The following is a 19,178-nucleotide window of genomic DNA, read 5'->3' on the forward strand; positions in this document are numbered from 1 at the left end:
AGCTAGGCTGGGGTACGCGTTCACAGGGTGGCGCAGGGGGACGTGCAGCCTCTACGGACGCGGTACGGTGGACATTACGCAAGAACTGCGTTCGAGGAGAGCTGAGCTGGATGACGGATCTGATCGATACCACTGAGATGTATCTTCGGACCATTTTGGAACTTGAAGAAGAAAACATCGTGGCTCTCCGCGCCCGCATCGCTGAGCGGTTGCGCCACTCCGGTCCTACAGTCTCCCAAACGATCGGACGCATGGAGCGCGACGGCCTGGTGGTGGTGTCCAATGACCGGCACCTGGAGCTCACGGAAGTTGGCCGCAAGCGCGCCACCGAAGTGATGCGCAAGCACCGCTTGGCTGAACGCCTCCTTGCCGACGTCATTGGCCTCGACTGGGCGTACGTCCATGACGAAGCGTGCCGCTGGGAGCACGTGATGAGCGAACGCGTGGAACGCAGGCTGTATGAACTGCTGGAGCATCCCACGCAATCCCCGTACGGGAACCCGATTCCCGGCCTGGAGGCCCTGGGCGGCCTCGCTGTCCAAGCTCCCTTCCGCCCGGACGTCAACCTCCTGCAGGCAATGGATGGTTACGCTGCCGACTCCCGCGTTGTGGTGAGCCGGCTCGCCGAGCCCATTCAGGTTGAGCCCGAACTCCTGACCCAGCTGGACGAGGGCGGCATCCGCCCGGGTGCAGCCGTTTCCCTGGAGCGCGTGGGGGACTACATCTCCGTCCGGGTGCCGGGGATTGAAGGGGCCCTCGAGCTGCCGCCGGAAGTAGCTGCCCACGTATTCGTGGCAGTCGGCTAGCAAGCGAAAGGCCGGCAGGGTGCAGGCGTTCACTCCATGTGGGCGCCTTTGCCTTGCCATGGGCGTGGTTGATCTCACGTCACGCCGCCGCGCGGCGGTGTGACCTGCGGTTTCCGCGGATAGGTGATAAGGGGAGCAGGCAAAAAACGACCGCCCTGTAGATAACGAATTTATTACCGCGGGCCTTAATCCCCTATAGTTATCTACTAGCGCCGATATCAAAGCGTTACCTGATCTGGAGCCGAGCTCTGCCAGCAGATCAGGGGTGTTAAACATCTACTGGCAGAGGCGGGGGAACCACAATCGGCTGCCTAGAGAAGCAGCCTTGGGGTGAAGTCCGCAGCAGCAGTGCCTTACTTACGCAATTCCCTCCTGGGATACCTGTGTGCCGTGAGCGCTGCGTGCGGGCCGGGTCTTTGCACTCTCTGATCCGAATCCGACAGCTAACTTCGCAGGCTTTTGAGAGAGGAACAGAGTTTGACTTCGCAGAACGTCAGGGGCCGTCGACGCGCTACCGGCCCCGCTACTGAGCTGCGGCCAGCCCGCGTAGTATCGGAGATCCGGCCCCGTGACACCCAGCGTCAGGTGCGCCGCCGTAAGAGCCCGATGCGCCAGGTGGCCGATTTCGCAGCAGCCAGTGGTGTAGGGCAGAAGGCCGGCGTAGCACTCGCTGCTACCGGTCTTGCGCTCACTGTCGGCCTGCCTGCAACGAGTCCCGTCATGGCCACGTCCGAGTCCGGGCAGACTGAGGCCGCACTGGCCGTGGGCGGCGGGAGCCAGCCAGAGGTCTCCGCGGAAGCGTCCGCCAAGATCGACTTCAGCCGCGCCGCGGTGGCAACCAAGGCGGATCCCGACGGCAAGCTCAAGCAGTTGCTGAGCGCCCAGTCCGTGGGAAGCATCCAGGCCAGCTCCTCCAAGGGCACCATGGCCAGCCCCTTGGACACCCTCAGCACTGCATCACCGTTCGGCTACCGCATCAGTCCGCTGACAGGCGGCAGCGGCGATTTCCACCGCGGCCAGGACTTCGTGGCCCAGTGCGGCACGGCAGTCCACGCTGCTGCGGCGGGCAAGGTCACCTTTGCGGGTTGGCACGAATACGGTGGAGGCAACCGCGTGGTGGTGGACCATGGCAACGGCCTGGAAACCACCTACAACCACTTGTCGTCATTCAACGTCAAGGTCGGCGACACCGTGAATCGCGGAGACACCGTTGCCTTGAGCGGCACCACGGGCGCTTCCACCGGCTGCCACCTCCACTTCGAAGTCCAGGTCAACGGCGAAGTCGTCGACCCCATGGGCTGGCTATAACCCGAGTTGATGGTCGTCTCTCGCATTCTTGACACGCCCCGTGATCTGAATGTGACATTTGCGTTCAACTGTTGTACCGTACAAAGCGCATCGGCTTTTTAGGGGGCCGATGCACTTGGGTGGATTGCCTAGCTCTGCCACCACTCAAGGTCCGTTCGCATAATTCGTCTGGCAGGGGCGGGGGAACCAATTTTGGTCTTCGAAAGAGGGCCTTGGGGTTAAGTCACAAACGCTTCCAACGGCGTGTGGCCGGATGACTCCCATCCGAATCCGACAGCTCACCTCGCAGGCATTGGGAGAGGCTACCTTCGTGTCATCACGCACTACTTCTGCGCGCCACCGCGCCCAGGCGGTTACCCCGTTGAACACTCTTTCCAAGGCTGTTTCAGCGAATGCCGGAACCGTCGGCCGCCAGGCCGCAGTCCTTGCAGCAGCATCGGGCTTGGTCCTCAGCGTCGGCCTTCCTGCCCAGGCAGCGGATACTGACGTTTCCAAGGCTGAGTCCAGCGCACAGCAGCTGGTGACCACCGCCGTCGTCACGGCGGAACCAACCGCCACTGTTTCCTTTGAGAGCCCCGTTGTGGTTACCAAGGAAGCCCCCAAGATCCAGCGCGCTTCCCAGACCACGCAGCGCTCCCAGGCGAACGGCAACCAGAATGCCGGCCAGGGCGAGGGCGCAGTCACCGCCAAGTCCGCCGGCTCCAAGGATTCCGCAGCCAGCGCCGCGGCTTCGGGCCTCGCAGCAATCGCGTACACCGGCATCGGCCACCCGTACGTCTGGGGCGGCACCACCCCCAACGGTTGGGACTGCTCCGGCTTCACCCAGTGGGTTTACGCGCAGGCCGGCATCAGCATCCCCCGCGTCAATGCATGGACCGCCATGAAGCCCACCAGCACTCCCGCTCCCGGCGACCTCGTCATGCAGAACGGCGGTGCCCACGTTGGCATTTACGTCGGCAACGGCATGATGGTCAGCGCCCTGAACCCCAGCCAGGGCACGCTGCTTCACTCGGTAGCTTCTACCGGAACCTCCTCCTTCTTCACCCTGCGCTAAAAACCGTCCAGGTAAGCCAGCGCGCCCCCCGGGTGCTGGCCTGCCCATGACCCGCGTGCTTCCCAGCAGCACGCGGAAACGAAAAGAGATCATCATGACCAGTGCAAACAAGGTTGCGCGGCACCGGGCCGAGGCTCCCAAGACCAGCTCACTTGCCGTGATTGCAAAGGCAGTTTCGGTGAACGCCGGTGGCGTCGGCCGCCAGGCAGCCGTCATCGCCGCGGCTTCGGGCTTGGTCCTGACCAGTGGCGTTGCTGCCAATGCGGCGGATACCAATGTGGATCGCGAGTCCACCTCAACCACCTCCCTGGACATCCAGTCCGTCGTGCAGTCCACCATCGCCGCTGACTCCACCGTTGCCATCTCCTACGAGAGCCCGGTTGTCACCACGGTCGAGGCGCCCGCGCCCGTCGTGGAGAAAGCCCCGGCCAAGGCTGAAGCGAAGAGCTCCGCACAGGAAGCCACTGCCTCAGCTTCCAACGCTGCTGGCGGCGCAACCGTGGCAGTCAGCAACGCTGCACCGGCAGCAAAGGCTCCGGCTGCTTCCAGTGGCCTCGGTGCGGCCATTGCCGCTGCAGCCTACGCCCAGCTCGGCGTGACCCAGGACTGCACCATGTTGGTCACCAACTCCCTCGCAGCCGTGGGTATCAACTTCCATGACTGGCCTGCGGGTTACCTTTCCCTTGGACGTACGGTCAGCGCAGCGGAAGCCCAGCCGGGCGACCTCGCTTACTACGCCAACGGTGGTCTGGCCGGACAGGCACACATCGCCGTCTACGTCGGCAACGGCATGGCAGTGCATGGCGGATGGAACGGATCCACCACTGCTCTGTTCAGCGTCAACGTCGGCTCCGGTCCGGTCTTCATCCGGGTCAACGGCTGATCGAACTTTGAGGAAATACCCCGCAGGTTTCACCTGCGGGGTATTTCCGTCTTAAGGGGCAGGGCCGGGGCCTGTGGGCGACATCACAAGCTAATTCCACTGATAATTCGTTGATATGGCATATAAGTGCTTACTCTTATGGTGTCGATCCACAGCCCGTACATGCAGAGGGCAGCCGGCCCTCGTGCCCCTGGCGGGTGCGGCCGTTAAGAGGTACGTGCATGCGCACACTCGTTCTGAATGCTGGATATGAACCGCTGGCGGTAGTTACCTTCCGCCGGGCGCTGGTCCTTGTGCTCACCGGAAAAGCAAGCGTAGTGGCCGAAGGCGGCGAACCTGTCGTCGGGCCGCAGGAGATTCTGGGACGCCCGTCCGTGATCCTCCTCAATCGCTACATCCGGCCGCGGTACAACAGGATCACGGCCGTCAGCCGGCGCGGAGTTCTCCGCCGCGACGGCCACCGCTGCGCCTACTGCGGTAAGACAGCCCACACCATAGACCACGTCCACCCCAAATCCAGGGGCGGCGCGGATTCCTGGGAAAACCTGGTTGCGGCGTGCTTGAAATGCAATAACGCCAAGAGCGACCACACGCCGGCAGAGATGGGTTGGAAACTCCGTTTCACACCCGGCGTCCCCTCCGGAACCATGTGGCAGATCAAAGAACTCGAGAAGCCTGCGCCGGACTGGGATCCGTTCCTCTTGCCGGAATCCGCTGCCTGATTGATGTGCGTCCGCCCTGTGCGGCACCGGTAATCCGGTGCGGCACCGGTAATCCTGTGCGGCACCGGTAATCCTGTGCGGCACCGGTAATCCGGGGCGGCACCGGTAATCTGGGCGGATGGAGTTCAACGCAGTGATCTTGGCGGGTGGCAGGGCCACCCGCCTTGGCGGTGTGCCCAAACCTTCGCTGACCTACGACGGCGCCACCCTGCTTTCGCATGCCCTGGACGCAGCCAGGGGTGCTGTGGCAACCGTAGTGGTGGGCCCCGATCCCGGCACGTTGCCGCCCGGCGTGCTGACTGCACGGGAGGAACCTGTATTCGCCGGTCCTGCTGCGGCGATTGCCGTAGGACTGGCTGCCCTGGCGGATCGGGGGCCCGCCCCTTGGACCCTGGTCCTCGCGTGCGACATGCCGCATGCCTCCCGCGGTGTGCAAGCGTTGTTGGCTGCGCTTATTGCCACGCCGAAGACCGAGGGTGCCATCGCCGTGTCCCCGGACGGGCGCAAGCAGCCGTTGCTGGGGATCTACAGCACACGGGCCATGGAAAGGGAAGTGGCCCTGGCCTCGGAAGGGGGAGGGTTAACGAACTCTTCAGTGTTCCGCCTGCTTGCTAGGCTGAAGGTGATGGCGGTGCCTGTTCCCAGCGGTTCCACGGATGATGTGGACACGTGGGCGGACGCCGCGGTACTGGGCATAGACAAACAGCAGGAGGCGGACGTGAAGAGCCAGGAAGAGACTCTCGAGGAATGGTGCCGCATGCTGCTGCAGGCATTCGAGCTTGAAGGCGTCGAGGTGGATGTCAACGAGGTCCTCGCCGTTGCCGGCGTTGCGGCGCATTCCGTGGTGCGTCCCGCTGCACCCCTGACCACGTTCATTGCCGGCTATGCGGCCGGAATGGCCCGGGGAATCGGGCAAGCCAACGACGACGCGGCCATGAGTGCAGCCCTCGGCCTGGCACGCCAAGTGGCCAAGCAATACCCGGAGCCCGGGGCAGAATCGGAATGACCGCGGCCCCGGAACAGGGCCACCACGCGGCACATACCTGGCAGGAGGCCCGGCAGCGCGCCTTTGAGGTTGCTGCTCCCATCCCCGCGAGCCCCGTTCCCCTGAGGGCTGCGCTCGGTCGGACGCTTTCCTCGGATGTATTGGCTCTCCAAGACATGCCCCACTATGCCTCGTCCGCCATGGATGGGTGGGCTGTCAACGGCAGCGGACCCTGGATACTGAGCGAACCGGGGCAGCGCCTTGCCCCGCACCAGGCCAGCCCGATCGTTACCGGCGGGCTCATTCCGCCCGGGGCCAAGGCAGTGCTGCGCAGCGAGAGCGGCGTCATCACCACGGACGACGACGGCCTGCCGATACTTGGGCTCGGCGGAGCCGCCAAACCGGGGGAGCCCCGCAACGGGCAGCACATCCGCAAAGCCGCGGAGGAAGCAGCCGGGGGCGAGGTCCTGATCAAGGCCGGGGCGGTCCTGAATCCCGCCCATGTGGCCCTGGCGGCCTTGGCCGGACTGGACGAGGTGGAGGTGCTCGGCAAGCCGCTGGTCCGTTTCCTCTTGACGGGTTCCGAAGTGGTTGACCAGGGCATGCCCGGCCCGGGCCAGGTCAGGGACACCTTCGGTCCGCAGCTTGGCGGGGTGGTTGAGCTTCTTGGCGGCATAGCGGGGGATCAGGTCAGGGTCGGCGACAGCTACGAAGATTGGCTTGCCGCCCTGCAGGACGTTGAACCGGACGTCCCCCAAGAAGCCGCGGGGTTGGCGGACGTGGACGCGGGGCCGCCGGCCGACGTCGTGATCACCACGGGCGGTACCGGCCGCTCCGGTACCGACCACTTCCGGAAAGCGGTCGCAGAGCTCGGCGGAACGCTGCTGATCGACGGCATCGCCATGCGCCCGGGGCACCCCGCTGTTTTGGCGGAGCTTCCGGATGGACGGTTCGTCCTGGGCCTTCCCGGCAACCCGTTGGCCGCCATGATGGCATTGTTCACAGTGGGTGGACCGCTGCTGGCCGCCTTGGGGCATGGCAGCATGCCGGAAACCGGCGAGGTGCCCTCCGGAGCCATGATCGACGCCGACCCCGGGCGCACCCGGTTGATGCCGTTCAAACTGGTCTACGGTCTGGCCTCACCCGCCCAACATGCAGGGCCGGGAATGATGAGGGGGCTCGCCAACGCAGATGGCGTCATGGTGGTGCCGCCGCATGGAGTCCAACTCGGCGAGCTGGTGCAGGCGTTCGCGCTCCCATGGGGCAAGCCGCTGCCCGTGCCAAAGCCGCCGGAGGAAAAGCCGCGCAAGGCGCCTGCGCGAGGCCAGCGGAAGGGTCCCCAGGGGCCGGTCGACTGGAGCGCGCTCGACGCTTGACGCCCGCGGGTGGAACCAAGTGGCCAGCAGGCAACAGGCTTGCCATGATGGACACATGAACCAGGAGAAGGGAGCCTGATCATGGGACGCGTTACCCAACGCCGCAAGATCCATAAGTTCGTCCTGGACGGCTCACCACAAGCGCTGGAACACCCGGTCCGCTTCAAGGAAGACGTCCTCGCAGTGGAGGAACCACTGGAGATCCGGCTGGGGGAGATGTCCTTCGCGGTGACCATGCGGACGCCGGGGGACGACTTCGACCTCGTTGCCGGCTTCCTTGTCTCCGAAGGCATCATCTCCGAACCCGGCCAGCTGGTCTCCGAGCGGTTCTGCGCGGGGGAGGACGAGGACGGAGTACAGACCTTCAACGTGGTGGACGCCCAACTGCGTCCCGACGTCGAACGCCCCGCAACGGGCCGCAACGTGTACACCTCAAGCTCGTGCGGAATATGTGGAACGGATTCGATAGAGGCCGTCCGCAAGTCTTCCCGGCACAGCCCCAAGGAGGACCCGCTCACGGTTCCCGTCCGCGTGCTCGCTGACCTCCCGGACAAGCTCCGCGAGGCACAGGCCGTCTTCTCCAAGACGGGAGGTGTGCATGCTGCCGGCCTCTTCAAGATCCACGACGACGGCACCAGCGAACTGCTCTGCCTGCGCGAAGATGTGGGGCGGCATAACGCGGTGGACAAAGTTGTGGGATGGGCGTTGCGCTCTGGACGGCTGCCCTTGACCGGCACGGTGCTGCAAGTTTCCGGGAGGGCGTCGTTCGAACTGGTCCAGAAGGCTGCAATGGCCGGGATTCCCGTGCTCTCCGCAGTCAGCGCACCGTCAAGCCTCGCTGCCGATCTCGCCGACGAGTCCGGCATCACCTTGGTGGGTTTCAGCCGGGGCCACAGCCTTAATGCCTACGCCGGGCGTTGGCGCATCAGGGAAGAGGACCTTGCCCCTTCCGTTGCCTAGCTGGAGCCGGTTCCAGCTGTCCGACACTTGGCTATCAGCTGGGAACGACGTAGATTTTATCCATCGAATGGAATCATGGTTGCCCGCGCCGGCCCTCGCCACGGAGGCCCGGATGCCAGCCAACCACTCCTGCCGCCCGGCTGATTTTCTAAAGAGGTACTAATTGCACGACGACCGCAGGATCACCGAACAACGTCTGGACAGGTTTGTGCGTGAGCGTCTGCTCCCGGCCATCTACGGCCGTTCGATCCCGCTTGAACTGAGCAGCTGGGAAGCCCCCGGCGAGCCCGTGCCCGCCGCGGAAGCCCTGCGGCAGGTCTTTACGCCCCAGGAGCACGGTGCGGCATGGGGCAAGGCCTGGAGCACAAAATGGCTGCGGCTGCAGGGCGAAGTTCCGGAGGCCTGGGGCTCGGCAGAGAACACTGCCGTGGAAATCATCGTGGATTTGGGCTTCAACAGCGATGTGCCCGGCTTCCAGTGCGAGGGCACCGCATGGCGCGCGGACGGAAGCATCATCAAGGCAATCTCGCCACGCAACTACCATGTCCCGTTGAAGCTGATCGGCAGCGGACTGTCCGTGGATTTCTACGTAGAGGCCGCAGCGAATCCCGACGTCGCGCAAGGGTGGTCCTTCGCGCCGACGCCTTTGGGGGATAAGGCGACGTCCGGCGATGAACCGCGGTACCGGTTGGGCCGCATAGCCATCGCGGAGCTGAACGAGACCGTCTGGGAGCTCAACCAGGACGTCTGGACACTGAGCGGGCTGATGCACGAACTCCCCATGGAGATGCCCCGGCGCCATGAGATTCTGAGGGCGTTGGAACGGATGCTCGATGTCATGGATCCGGAGGATGTGGCCGGAACAGCTGCTGCGGGGCGGGAAGCCTTGGCGGAGGTGTTGGCCCGGCCTGCCTACGCGTCCGCCCACGAGCTGCTTGCCACCGGGCATGCCCACATCGATTCCGCGTGGCTATGGCCCGTCCGCGAAACCATCCGCAAATGCGCGCGGACCTTCTCCAACGTCGTGGCGCTGATGGATGACAACCCGGACTTCGTCTTTTCCTGCTCATCGGCCCAGCAGATGGCGTGGATGAAGGAGTTCTATCCCGAGCTCTTCGTCCGCATCCGCGAGAAAGTGCAGGCGGGCCAGTTCGTTCCCGTCGGCGGCATGTGGGTGGAATCGGATACCAATATGCCCGGCGGGGAAGCCATGGCGCGCCAGTTCGTGGAGGGCAAGAGCTTTTTCCTGCGGGAGTTCAACATCGAATGCCAGGAGGCCTGGCTGCCGGATTCCTTCGGCTACTCCGGTGCGCTGCCGCAAATCGTCAAGTCTGCCGGTTCCCGCTGGTTCCTGACCCAAAAGATTTCTTGGAACAAAGTCAACCGGATGCCGCACCACACTTTTGCGTGGGAAGGAATCGACGGGACGCGGCTGTTCACGCACTTCCCCCCGGTGGACACCTACAACGCCGAACTTCATGCGAGGGAACTTGCCCACGCCGAACGCAATTTCCGGGAGCACGGCCGGGCAACCATGTCCCTGGTGCCGTTCGGTTACGGCGACGGCGGAGGCGGACCCACCCGCGAAATGGTCGCGGCGGCGCGCCGCACTGCGGATCTGGAAGGTTCTCCCAAGGTCCGGCTGGGCACCGCCAAGGACTTCTTCGTCAAGGCCGAGGCCGAGTACCCGCAACTGCCGGTGTGGGTGGGCGAGATGTACCTTGAGATGCACCGGGGAACCTACACCAGCCAGGCCAAGACCAAGCAGGGCAACAGGCACAGCGAGCACCTCCTGCGCGAAGCGGAACTGTGGTGCACCACCGCGGCCGTCCGCCTGGGCGAGGCCTACGAGTATCCTGCCGGTGAACTCAAGAGGCTTTGGCAGCTTGTCCTCCTTCAGCAGTTCCATGACATCCTCCCCGGCAGCTCCATTGCCTGGGTCCACCAGGACGCCGAACGCAACTATCTGGCGATCGCCCGCGACCTCGAGGCAATCATCGTTCAAGCTGCCCAGGCCCTCCTCGGCCCGGGCGACACGGAGTTCCTGCTCAACGCGGCACCCCACAGGAGGCTCGGAGTGCCGGCATTGGGCGCATCGGAGCCCGGCAGCTCGCGGACGGGCTCATTGGACGGCGTTGTGCAGGCTAGCGAAGAGGCGGGCGGATACGTCCTGGACAACGGCATCATCCGTGCCGTGCTTGACGATCGCGGGCTGCTGACTTCCCTGGTGGACCACGCCAGCGGCCGGGACGCCATCGCCCCAGGGCACGCAGGAAACCTGCTGGAACTCTTCAGGGACACGCCCAACGAGTGGGACGCCTGGGACATTGAGGAGTTCTACCGGCGCAACGTCACGCCACTGACCGAAGCGGAAACCATCGGCCTCGAGCGCACGGCTGCATCCGCCGTCGTGGTGGTCAAGCGGACCGTTGGCGCCTCCACCATTACGCAGCGCCTCACGCTCGCCGCGGGGGCGGAGTCCTTGGGCATCAGCACGATTGTTGATTGGCAGGAGCGCGAGAAGATGCTCAAGATCGCCTTCCCGCTGGACGTGCGCGCGGACCAGTCCGCGTCGGAGACCCAGTTCGGACACGTCTTCCGGCCCACCCACACCAACACCTCCTGGGACGCCGCAAAGTTCGAGATCTGCGCGCACCGCTGGATCCACGTCGGCGAACCGGGCTATGGCGTTGCCGTCAGCAACGGGTCCAGCTACGGCCACGACGTCACGCGCGCAATCCGGGAAGACGGCGGGACCACGACGACGGTCCGTACCTCGCTGCTGCGCTCGGCCCGGTTCCCGGACCCTGAGGCGGACCGTGGCGAGCACGTGCTGGAGCTGTCCATCCGGCCCGGTGCGGACATCGCCGACGCGGTCGAAGAGGGTTACAGGACCAACCTCAAGCCACGCTTGCTGCGGGGCGGGAACCCGGTTGAGCCGTTGGTTTCGGTGTCCAATCCCGGGATTGTGGTGGAGGCCTTGAAGCTCGCTGAAGACGGCAGCGGAGACGTGGTTGTGCGCCTCTACGAATCCCTGGGCCAGAGGTCCACGGGGACAGTGACGGCGAACTTCCCGGCCCGGACGGTGGTGGCTACCGACCTGCTGGAGCGTACGGTGGAGGCGACGGGCGTGGCCTCCAGGAGTGCAGGCGCGGGCGGTGCAGATCCGGGTACTGCCGTGGCCGGGCTCGTCCTTCGACCGTTCCAGCTGGTGACCCTGCGCTTCGGCAAGTAGCCTGCGCTTCGGCAACCAGCCTGGCGCGTCAGCAACCAGCCTGGCGCGTCAGCAACCCGGAGCGGCGCCTACTCCACCAGTTCGGCGTCGATGACGTCCTTCACCAGCTGCACGCGCAGGGGAATCACGGCTTCGTAGTACTTGACGTCCTCTGTGACGTTCTTGGTGAAGACCTCATCCACGAGGTCCGGCATGCCCTTGACCCCGTCAAGGTAGCGCTCCGCCGCGAAGTCGAACTCCGACCGGTTGGCGCGAATCTTGCTGTTGAGCTCCCGGGCGTCGTCGGCGATCTTCAGCACTTCGTCGGCGGGGGCGTTGCGGGCTTCGGCGTCGGCCAGTTTCTTCACGAAGTCATCCTTGATCCGGACGAACTCTTCGTAGCTCTCCTCGGACTTCGCCGTCGCCTCTGCATGCTTCTCCAGGCCCGCCACCCTCTTGTCGAAGGTGCGGGCGAACTCCTCGTAGGCGACGTTCCCTGACTGCCTCAGTTCATTTGCCGCTTCCCGGCATGGGGCTGCCGCTTTAGCCAGCAATTGCTGGCGCTCCCGGAGGTTGGTGGCCTTGTTGCCGACAAACAAGCCGTTGCATCCTGCGGCATCATCCGCGCGGAAAAGGCCCTCGAAACGGGGATAGGACTCCACGAGGCCCTCCATGTAATCGAAGTAGCCCAGATGGGACTCTTCAAGCTGCTGCACCGCTGTGTTGACGGCTTCACTGGAGTCGAGCCCGGCCTTCACGGACTGCAACGACGTGCGTGCCGCCTCTGCGGCCTGCCGGAAGTCATCCAGCTCCTTTTTGCTGTCCTGCACGGCCTGGTCTTTGGAAGCCGGTGCGTTCCGTGCCTTCTTGTACGCCGCCAGGTATGCGTTAACGGCGGGCTGCAGTTTGTCGCGGGCCGCGGCCAGGTCATTAAGGCGTTGGTCCTTAACTTCCAGCAGGGTGTCCTCGCGCTGCTGGGCGGCGGATTGCGTCAAGGCCACGGCAGTCCCGGCGGCGGCCACGAGCAAGGCGATGACGAGGCCGATGATGAGGACGGCGCGATTCCGTTTCCGGGGGCCCGGCTTGGTGGTTTGTTCGGGAGCCGGCTCTGCAGGAGGGTACTGGTTGCTCATGACTGGTCCCCGTCTCCGGATGCTGCCTCAAACTGCTCCAGCCGGCTCTTCAAGACTTTCTCCAATTCCTGGTTGGCCGCGTTCGCATCAGCAACCACCTTGGTGGATTTCTCCTTCACTGCGGCCTCGTATTCGGTCCGTGCCTTGTTCAGGGGCTCGTTGATTCCCAACATGGCCGCAGCCGCCAGTGTTCGCTTGGCGATGCGCACCAGGTCCTCGTCGGCGTCCAGGACTTCCTGTTGCTTGTCCCGCTGGCCCTTGATGACGCCTTCAACGGCTGTCAGTAGCTTGTTGGTCTCTGCATCAGTGCCGTCTTTTGCCTCCGCGATGGCTTTCAAGCACGCATCGGCAACTTTGACGTATTCCGCAGAGTAGTTTTCGCTTTGCAGGTTAAGTTCGGTGTGGAGCGGCCCGCACGGCCCGCCCACCGACCGCGTAATGCTGGCGGTGTTGATGATGCGTTGGTCGTTGTAGGCAACCACCGCACCATACTTCTCCTTGAACTTTCCAAAAGCGTCGGAAACGGCAGGGTCCTGCAGGGCGGGGGATTCAGCCATCCGGTCCAGCTTGGCCATGTTGGCCGCTGATTCCCGTTGGAGCAGGTCAGCCTCGCGTTTGAGGACGGCGTCCTGCTCTTCCAGGGCATCTCCCTTGGAGACGTTGGTGTACCGCGCAGTGAATTCCTGAACCAAGGGATCATAAAGGTTCATGGAGTTGTCCACGATCGACCGTTCCTTGTCGAAACGGACTACATCGGCGCGCTGGACGCCCGCGGGGCGTGAAAAGTACCACCACGCCCCGATTCCCAGGGCCGCGGCGACCAAGGCCACGACCACAACGATGATGACGTTCCGCCGCCCTTTTGCGCGTGCCTGTACGGTGCCACTACTCACAGCTTGGCTATCAGTCAAAGCTTGTTCCCCCCAATATTCATCCGCTCAATAGAGTCTAGACGTCGTGCTGCAGCCTCTTGACGAAAAGCTTGGTCCGTTCCTGGGTTGGTGAACTCAATACTTCGGCCGCCGGTCCGCGTTCAACCACCACTCCACCGTCCATGAAAATGACTTCGTCCGCCACATGCCGGGCGAAAGCCAGTTCGTGGGTGACGATCACCATGGTCCAGCCTTCTTCGGCGAGCTCCTTGATGACACCCAGGACATCTCCCACCAGCTCGGGGTCCAAAGCGGACGTCGGCTCGTCGAAGAGCAACAACTGAGGCTTCAGCGCCAACGCCCGCACAATACCCACACGCTGCTGCTGGCCGCCGGAGAGCTCAAACGGGTAGGCATCACGCTTGTCGGCCAGGCCCACGCGTTCAAGGAGCCGTTCGGCCTCGGCAATGGCTTCGGCGCGGGGGCGCTTTTGGACTTGGACGGGGCCTTCAACGACGTTCTTCAGCACGGTCATGTGCGGGAAGAGGTTGTAGTGCTGGAAGACCATCGCGCTGCGGTCCCGCAAGGCGGCGATTTCCTTCTTGCCCACCTTTTTGCCGAAATCGATGGAGAGGCCACCCTCGGATTCGGTGCCGCCAAAAGTGACCGTACCGGCGTCGGGCACTTCCAATCCGTTGAGCGAGCGCAACACGGTGGTCTTGCCGGAACCCGAGGGACCGATGAGGGCCACTACCTGGCCCCTGCGGATGTCGACGTCGATGTCGCGGAGCACGACATTGCTGCCGAACGCTTTGGCAAGATTCCGGGCCTGGAGGACCGGCGCAGCTGCCGGGCCGGCCTGCGAAGGGACGTCAGTGGGCGACATAGCGGTCCAATCTCCTCTCCACGGCTGATTGCGCTGTGGAGAGGACCAGGCAAATGACCCAGTAAACCAGCGCGGCCTGCAGGTACAGGACCATGAACTCCTGGCTGAAGGCGGCGATCTGCTGGGCGTTGCGGAACAGTTCGGTGACCAGGATGAGGGAAGCGAGCGAGGTGTCCTTCACCAGTGAGATGAAGGTGTTGGACAACGGGGGAACTGACACCCTGGCCGCTTGGGGGAGGATGATGCGGAGCAGCGTCTGCCCGCCGGACATGCCGATGGTGTGCCCGGCCTCCCACTGTCCCTTGGGGACGGAAAGGATGGCTGCCCGGATAATCTCAGCCGCGTAGCCGCCGACGTTCAGGGAAAAGGCGATGACGGCGCTGGGCCAGGGATCAAGTTTCACGCCAATGCTGGGCAGACCGTAGAAAATGACGAACAACTGGACCAGAAGCGGCGTGCCGCGAATCACCGAGACATAGAACCGGCCGATCCCGGACAACAGCATGTTGGGGCTTAGCCGCATCAAGGCGACTACCAGCGCCAGGACCAGGCCGAAGGCGAAGGACAGCAACGTGAGCGGAATGGTTCCGGTCACTGCCCCAGAGACAATCGGCCCGAAGGAACTCCAGACGAGGTCCCAGTCCATCTATTTGGTGACGTCCGCGCCGAAGTACTTGTCCGAGATCTTCGCCAGGGTGCCGTCCGCCTGGAGGTCGGCGAGGGCCTTGTCCACCGCCTTCGTCAGCTCGGTTGAGCCCTTACGGAAGACGAACGCGCTCTCGGTCTTCTCCGGGGCCTCCGCAGCCACCTTCAAGCCGGAGTCGGGCGTGGTCTTGGCGTAGTCGAGGTACGTGAGCTTGTCATTGACGGTGGCGTCAACGCGTCCCTGCTGGACCAGGGTTGCTGCCTGGGCCCAGCCTTCCACTGACTGCACGTTGGCGCCGGCTTCCACTGCCATCTTGTAGAAGTTGCTGGTCAGCGACTGGGCAGTGGTTTTGCCCTTGAGGTCGGCGAAGCTGTTGATGTCCGACGTGTCCTGCTTGGTAACCACCACGCCAGTGGAAACGGTGTACGGCGTGGAGAACTCGTACTTGGCCTTGCGTTCGTCGTTGATGGAGATCTGGTTGGCGATGGTGTCAAAACGCTTGGCATCAAGGCCGGCGAAGATGCCGTCGAACTGCGTCTCCTGGAACGTCGCCTTGACGCCGAGCTTCCCGGCAACAGCCTCGGCTATTTCGACGTCATAGCCGGTGAGTTCCCCGGCGCCGTCTGCATGGAAGCTGAAGGGGCGGTAGGTGCCTTCCGTGGCAATGACCAGTTCGCCCTTGGACGTTACATCCGACAGGGAGGTGTCCCCGCCGGACTGGGACTGGGATGATCCGCCGCCCCCACAGGCCGAGAGTGCAAGGGCAACAGAGGCCACAGTGGCTGCAAGGACAGAGCGACGGGTGCGAAGACTGGTCATGGAGTCATCTTAGCCGCGAGGTCTGACGGCGACGGCCAAGAGGGCGCTTAAAAAGGCTGAGTGGGGGCGGTCCCCAACAGCCCGCCACCACTCATCCCCCCAATTGTGATCCTGTGGGCGCCACATCCACCGGAAACCCGTTCTCTGATTCCGCTGCCAGGCCGCAAGCCGCATTCACACATTCATGATTGTGCCACGATCTAATGGTTTTGTGAAAGTCTTACGTTGTGCGACGCGCTTTCCGCTTCGCATAGGCCTTGGAGAACCAGATGCCTGCAAGCCCCACTGCCGTAGCAAGGACCGCGGAGTAATTGATCACCGAACGCAGCCAGAGGTGCACAGCAGGGATCAGGGGGAACAACTGGGACACCAGAAGCAGGGTCAGGCCCAGCATCAGCAACGCTGACGCTCCCCGGAGCAGGGCAGGAAAGCGGCCCGTGATTGTTCGCCAGATGGCAGGGAGCAGGCAGGCGGCAACGTACCCCGGGTAGAAGCGCCCCAATGCTGCGTAGGCTTCCATGGATGGACCCCATGTCAGGCCGTTCATGCCCACGGAAGATCCCCGGGTGTCGGTGATGACAAAGAAGAAAGTGGTCAGGGCTGCGATGACACCCAACACCGCAAGTCCCCACGGCCCGTGGATGGCCCGCCCGGCAGACTTGGAGTCGAACCCGGCAGCGACCTTGGTGCCCAGCAACAGGAACGTGCCGTAGAGGAGGAAGCGCAGGATCAGGTTGGTGACGTTCATGCCCCCCAGCACAGCGTCGATGGCCAGGTAGGGGGCCTCGATGCTAAGGAAGATATCCATGGTGATCAGGGCGAAAAGGTAGAACAGCACGCGGTTCTCGCCGCGCAGCGCGCTGGGAATGCGCGCCACTGTGATTGCCAGGCAAATCACCAGGGTTGCCCAGGGCAGGACAGCCGTCATCCGAGGTTCTCCCAAATTCTTTCAGTTCGTTCATGGTCTTGTTCCTGGCGCCGCAGGGTCTTCCCGAGGGCCTGGAGGCGTTCACCGGCCAGGGTCACCAGCTCTCCCAGGGTCATCCGGTCCAGTGCGTCCTGGCGCCCTTCGGCCGGCCAACCGGCTTCCGCTTCGGTGATCAGCCCGCCGGCCACCAGTCCGCCGGCCGGTCCCACCCCTGCTGCCCGGGAGGTGGCTATGGCCAGTTCCGGCGGAAGGCGGTTGGCTGTCAGGTGGGCGGAGAAGTTTTGTGGCGCAATCCCGGTGGCTTCGCTGACCCGGTGCCGTAATTCGCCGTCGTCGATCGCGTCCACCCAGTTGCGCACCGCGGTCGGGTGCGGTGTCCCGGAGAGTCCGGGCGGCGCAGCCTGCCCGGGTTCGCTGCGCTGCACCACGGCACGCAGAAGGTCGATCGTGGCGATCTGGCTGACCAGCTCCGCGGGCGTGGGAGGCACCGGATCTCCGTGCAGGACCGCGTAGAGGTCGAAGGTCGCCAGCTCCTGGACCGGATTGAGGCCGTAAGCCCGGCTGATGCTCACCAGCGTTGACTCGGCCACCTTTCCCCGGACCAGCTGCTGGGCAAGAGTGGTGCGTTTGATGCCGGACACCCTGCAGACATCAGCCGTGCTGGCGTCGGGCGCAACGTTGTGCAGCCAGCGCTGGAACGCCTTGGACTGTAAGGGCATGAAAGACTTTCTACGGGTCTGTAAGGGTGGTTCCAGCCATGCTCTGAAGATTGCCGGAAGTGGGAGTACGAATCGATTTTACGCGGACACCACATTGAATTATGCTTGTTTCTTGAACCCGCTGGTCCGTACACCCCCCAAGTCCGGACCGGCGGGTTTTTCCATGCCTGCCCACCGACGGCAGGCCGCGAGAGGATTTAGCGAATGACTGCAACGTTGGTTGCCAAGGACCTGTCCGGCGGCCACGGCCACCGCACGCTCTTTTCCAAGCTGTCACTCACCGTTGCTCCCGGCGACGTCGTGGGCGTGGTGGGCGCCAACGGTGCCGGAAAGTCCACGCTGCTGCGCCTCCTGTCCGGAGTGGACCAGCCCCAGGGCGGCAAGGTCAGCCTTGCCCCGGCTGACGCTTTTGTGGGCTGGTTGCCGCAGGAACACGAGCGCACCGAAGGCGAAACGATCGCCGCCTACATCGCCCGCCGGACCGGTTGTGCGCGGGCAACAGCGGACATGGAAACCACGGCCGAGGCTCTGGGTTCCGGGGCGACCGGTGCCGATGATGCCTACTCGGTTGCCTTCGACCGTTGGATGGCATCCGGCGCTGCCGACCTTGAAGAAAGAATCCCTGCCGTCCTTGCGGACCTCGGCCTGGAAGTGGGCTCCGAGGCCGTCATGACGGGACTCTCCGGAGGGCAGGCTGCACGCGTTGCGCTCGCCGCCCTCTTGCTGAGCCGCTTCGACGTCGTCCTGTTGGACGAACCCACGAATGACCTCGACCTTGACGGACTCGCCCGGCTGGAGGCGTTCGTCCAGGGCCTGCGTGGCGGCGTCGTGCTGGTGTCCCATGACCGCGAGTTCCTGGCCCGCTGTGTCACCACAATCGTGGAGCTGGACCTCGCGCAGAACTCCGTGTCCGTTTACGACGGCGGATACGAGGCTTTCCTGGAAGAACGGGCCATTGCCAAGCGCCATGCCCGGGAACGGTATGAGGAGTACGCCTCCACCAAGGCAGACCTCGTGGCGCGGGCACGCACGCAGCGTGAGTGGAGCTCCCAAGGCGTCCGGAACGCGATGAAGAAGAACCCGGACAACGACAAGATCCGCAGGGCAGCCAGTACGGAATCCTCGGAGAAGCAGGCGCAGAAAGTCCGCCAGATGGAGTCGCGGATTGCCCGGCTCACGGAAGTGGAAGAGCCGCGCAAGGAGTGGCAATTGCAGTTCAGCATTGGCCAGGCGCCGCGTTCCAGCGCCGTCGTGGCCACCTTGCGGGACGCCGTCGTACGTCAGGGCGACTTCACGCTGGGGCCGGTGAACCTGCAACTCAACGGCGGCGAACGGATCGGCATCACAGGCCCCAACGGGGCCGGCAAGTCCACGCTGCTGCGGTTGCTGCTGGGGACGCGCGTTCCCGACGACGGCGATGCTTCCATGGGTGCCTCCGTCGCGGTGGGCGAGATTGACCAGGCCCGCGGGCTGCTCGACGGCGGCAAGAAGCTGGGCGACGCTGTTGAAGCGGTGCTCGTGGACTGGAACAGCGCCGACGTCCGAACGCTCCTGGCCAAGTTCGGCCTCAAAGCGGACCACACGTCCCGCACTGTCGACTCCCTGTCTCCGGGGGAGCGGACGCGCGCGGGACTGGCCCTGCTGCAGGCCCGCGGCGTGAACCTGTTGGTGCTCGACGAGCCCACCAACCACCTCGACCTGCCCGCGATCGAACAGCTTGAGGAAGCGTTGGAGAGTTACGATGGCGCTTTGCTGCTGGTCACGCACGACCGACGATTGCTGGAGAACGTCCGGCTCGACTCCCGATGGCACCTGGAAAACGGCCGCGTCCAGGAGCTGCACCACACACCAGGCCAGGAGAAGTAAC

The 19,178-nt window shown here is 64.2% G+C and carries 17 protein-coding genes and 2 riboswitches; of the genes, 10 read left to right on the top strand and 7 right to left on the bottom strand.

The window, feature by feature from the left end; genetic code table 11:
• The first annotated feature begins 110 nt into the window (after nt 1-110).
• From QN084_RS16640 to QN084_RS16680, 9 genes are all read left to right on the top strand, one after another.
• Nucleotides 111-806 carry an iron-dependent transcriptional repressor DtxR gene (locus tag QN084_RS16640; protein WP_021473657.1) on the top strand — a complete coding sequence of 232 codons (696 nt, stop codon included), beginning with the start codon at nt 111-113 and terminating at the stop codon, nt 804-806.
• A gap of 256 nt (nt 807-1,062) precedes the next feature.
• A riboswitch (cyclic di-AMP (ydaO/yuaA leader) is annotated at nt 1,063-1,279 on the top strand.
• A 4-nt stretch (nt 1,280-1,283) separates the two neighbouring features.
• Nucleotides 1,284-2,114 (top strand): M23 family metallopeptidase, encoded by an 831-nt coding sequence (locus tag QN084_RS16645; RefSeq protein WP_031216905.1) that lies wholly within the window; start codon nt 1,284-1,286, stop codon nt 2,112-2,114.
• A 146-nt stretch (nt 2,115-2,260) separates the two neighbouring features.
• Nucleotides 2,261-2,420, top strand: a riboswitch (cyclic di-AMP (ydaO/yuaA leader).
• A gap of 4 nt (nt 2,421-2,424) precedes the next feature.
• Nucleotides 2,425-3,168: a C40 family peptidase gene (locus QN084_RS16650; protein ID WP_069696182.1), complete on the top strand. Its 744-nt coding sequence runs from the start codon at nt 2,425-2,427 to the stop codon at nt 3,166-3,168.
• A 94-nt stretch (nt 3,169-3,262) separates the two neighbouring features.
• Nucleotides 3,263-4,051, top strand: a complete 789-nt coding sequence (locus QN084_RS16655; protein ID WP_031216903.1) for an NlpC/P60 family protein — start codon at nt 3,263-3,265, stop codon at nt 4,049-4,051.
• Nucleotides 4,052-4,272: 221 nt separating this feature from the next.
• Complete coding sequence (locus QN084_RS16660) at nt 4,273-4,773, top strand: HNH endonuclease (protein WP_021473653.1); 501 nt, start codon at nt 4,273-4,275, stop codon at nt 4,771-4,773.
• A gap of 118 nt (nt 4,774-4,891) precedes the next feature.
• Nucleotides 4,892-5,779 (top strand): NTP transferase domain-containing protein, encoded by an 888-nt coding sequence (locus QN084_RS16665; protein WP_021473652.1) that lies wholly within the window; start codon nt 4,892-4,894, stop codon nt 5,777-5,779.
• Nucleotides 5,776-7,134, top strand: a complete 1,359-nt coding sequence (locus tag QN084_RS16670; RefSeq protein ID WP_069696171.1) for a molybdopterin molybdotransferase MoeA — start codon at nt 5,776-5,778, stop codon at nt 7,132-7,134. The genes QN084_RS16665 and QN084_RS16670 overlap by 4 nt, the downstream gene beginning before the upstream one ends.
• An 81-nt stretch (nt 7,135-7,215) precedes the next feature.
• The gene (gene fdhD, locus QN084_RS16675; protein WP_021473650.1) at nt 7,216-8,094 is read left to right on the top strand and encodes a formate dehydrogenase accessory sulfurtransferase FdhD; all 879 of its coding nucleotides are present in this window, start codon (nt 7,216-7,218) and stop codon (nt 8,092-8,094) included.
• 163 nt (nt 8,095-8,257) lie between these two features.
• The gene (locus QN084_RS16680) at nt 8,258-11,329 is read left to right on the top strand and encodes an alpha-mannosidase (protein ID WP_021473649.1); all 3,072 of its coding nucleotides are present in this window, start codon (nt 8,258-8,260) and stop codon (nt 11,327-11,329) included.
• A gap of 68 nt (nt 11,330-11,397) precedes the next feature.
• Here the strand turns inward: QN084_RS16680 and QN084_RS16685 are convergent, their stop codons facing one another.
• From QN084_RS16685 to QN084_RS16715, 7 genes are all read right to left on the bottom strand, one after another.
• The gene (locus QN084_RS16685; protein ID WP_069696170.1) at nt 11,398-12,441 is read right to left on the bottom strand and encodes a condensation domain-containing protein; all 1,044 of its coding nucleotides are present in this window, start codon (nt 12,439-12,441) and stop codon (nt 11,398-11,400) included.
• A complete protein-coding gene (locus tag QN084_RS16690; protein WP_170828582.1) occupies nt 12,438-13,334 on the bottom strand; it encodes a hypothetical protein in 897 nt (298 codons plus the stop codon). The genes QN084_RS16685 and QN084_RS16690 overlap by 4 nt, the downstream gene beginning before the upstream one ends.
• Before the next feature lie 55 nt (nt 13,335-13,389).
• Nucleotides 13,390-14,199: an amino acid ABC transporter ATP-binding protein gene (locus QN084_RS16695; RefSeq protein WP_069696168.1), complete on the bottom strand. Its 810-nt coding sequence runs from the start codon at nt 14,197-14,199 to the stop codon at nt 13,390-13,392.
• Nucleotides 14,186-14,845 carry an amino acid ABC transporter permease gene (locus tag QN084_RS16700; protein WP_021473645.1) on the bottom strand — a complete coding sequence of 220 codons (660 nt, stop codon included), beginning with the start codon at nt 14,843-14,845 and terminating at the stop codon, nt 14,186-14,188. Before QN084_RS16700 ends, QN084_RS16695 begins: the two co-directional genes overlap by 14 nt.
• The gene (locus tag QN084_RS16705) at nt 14,846-15,664 is read right to left on the bottom strand and encodes an amino acid ABC transporter substrate-binding protein (RefSeq protein WP_062095419.1); all 819 of its coding nucleotides are present in this window, start codon (nt 15,662-15,664) and stop codon (nt 14,846-14,848) included. It abuts the gene before it with no gap.
• Between the two features lie 220 nt (nt 15,665-15,884).
• Nucleotides 15,885-16,592, bottom strand: coding sequence for a hypothetical protein (locus QN084_RS16710; RefSeq protein WP_069696167.1), 708 nt, complete (start codon nt 16,590-16,592; stop codon nt 15,885-15,887).
• Entirely contained in the window at nt 16,589-17,311 is a 723-nt protein-coding gene (locus QN084_RS16715; protein ID WP_021473642.1) for a hypothetical protein, read from the bottom strand. The genes QN084_RS16710 and QN084_RS16715 overlap by 4 nt, the downstream gene beginning before the upstream one ends.
• Nucleotides 17,312-17,515: 204 nt before the next feature.
• Between QN084_RS16715 and QN084_RS16720 the strand changes: the two genes are divergently transcribed.
• Complete coding sequence (locus tag QN084_RS16720) at nt 17,516-19,177, top strand: ABC-F family ATP-binding cassette domain-containing protein (RefSeq protein WP_069696166.1); 1,662 nt, start codon at nt 17,516-17,518, stop codon at nt 19,175-19,177.
• Nucleotide 19,178: the final 1 nt, after the last annotated feature.

Origin of the sequence: Paenarthrobacter sp. R1 (genome assembly GCF_030264015.1) — a bacterium.
In the GTDB taxonomy this organism is placed as follows: domain Bacteria; phylum Actinomycetota; class Actinomycetes; order Actinomycetales; family Micrococcaceae; genus Arthrobacter; species Arthrobacter ureafaciens.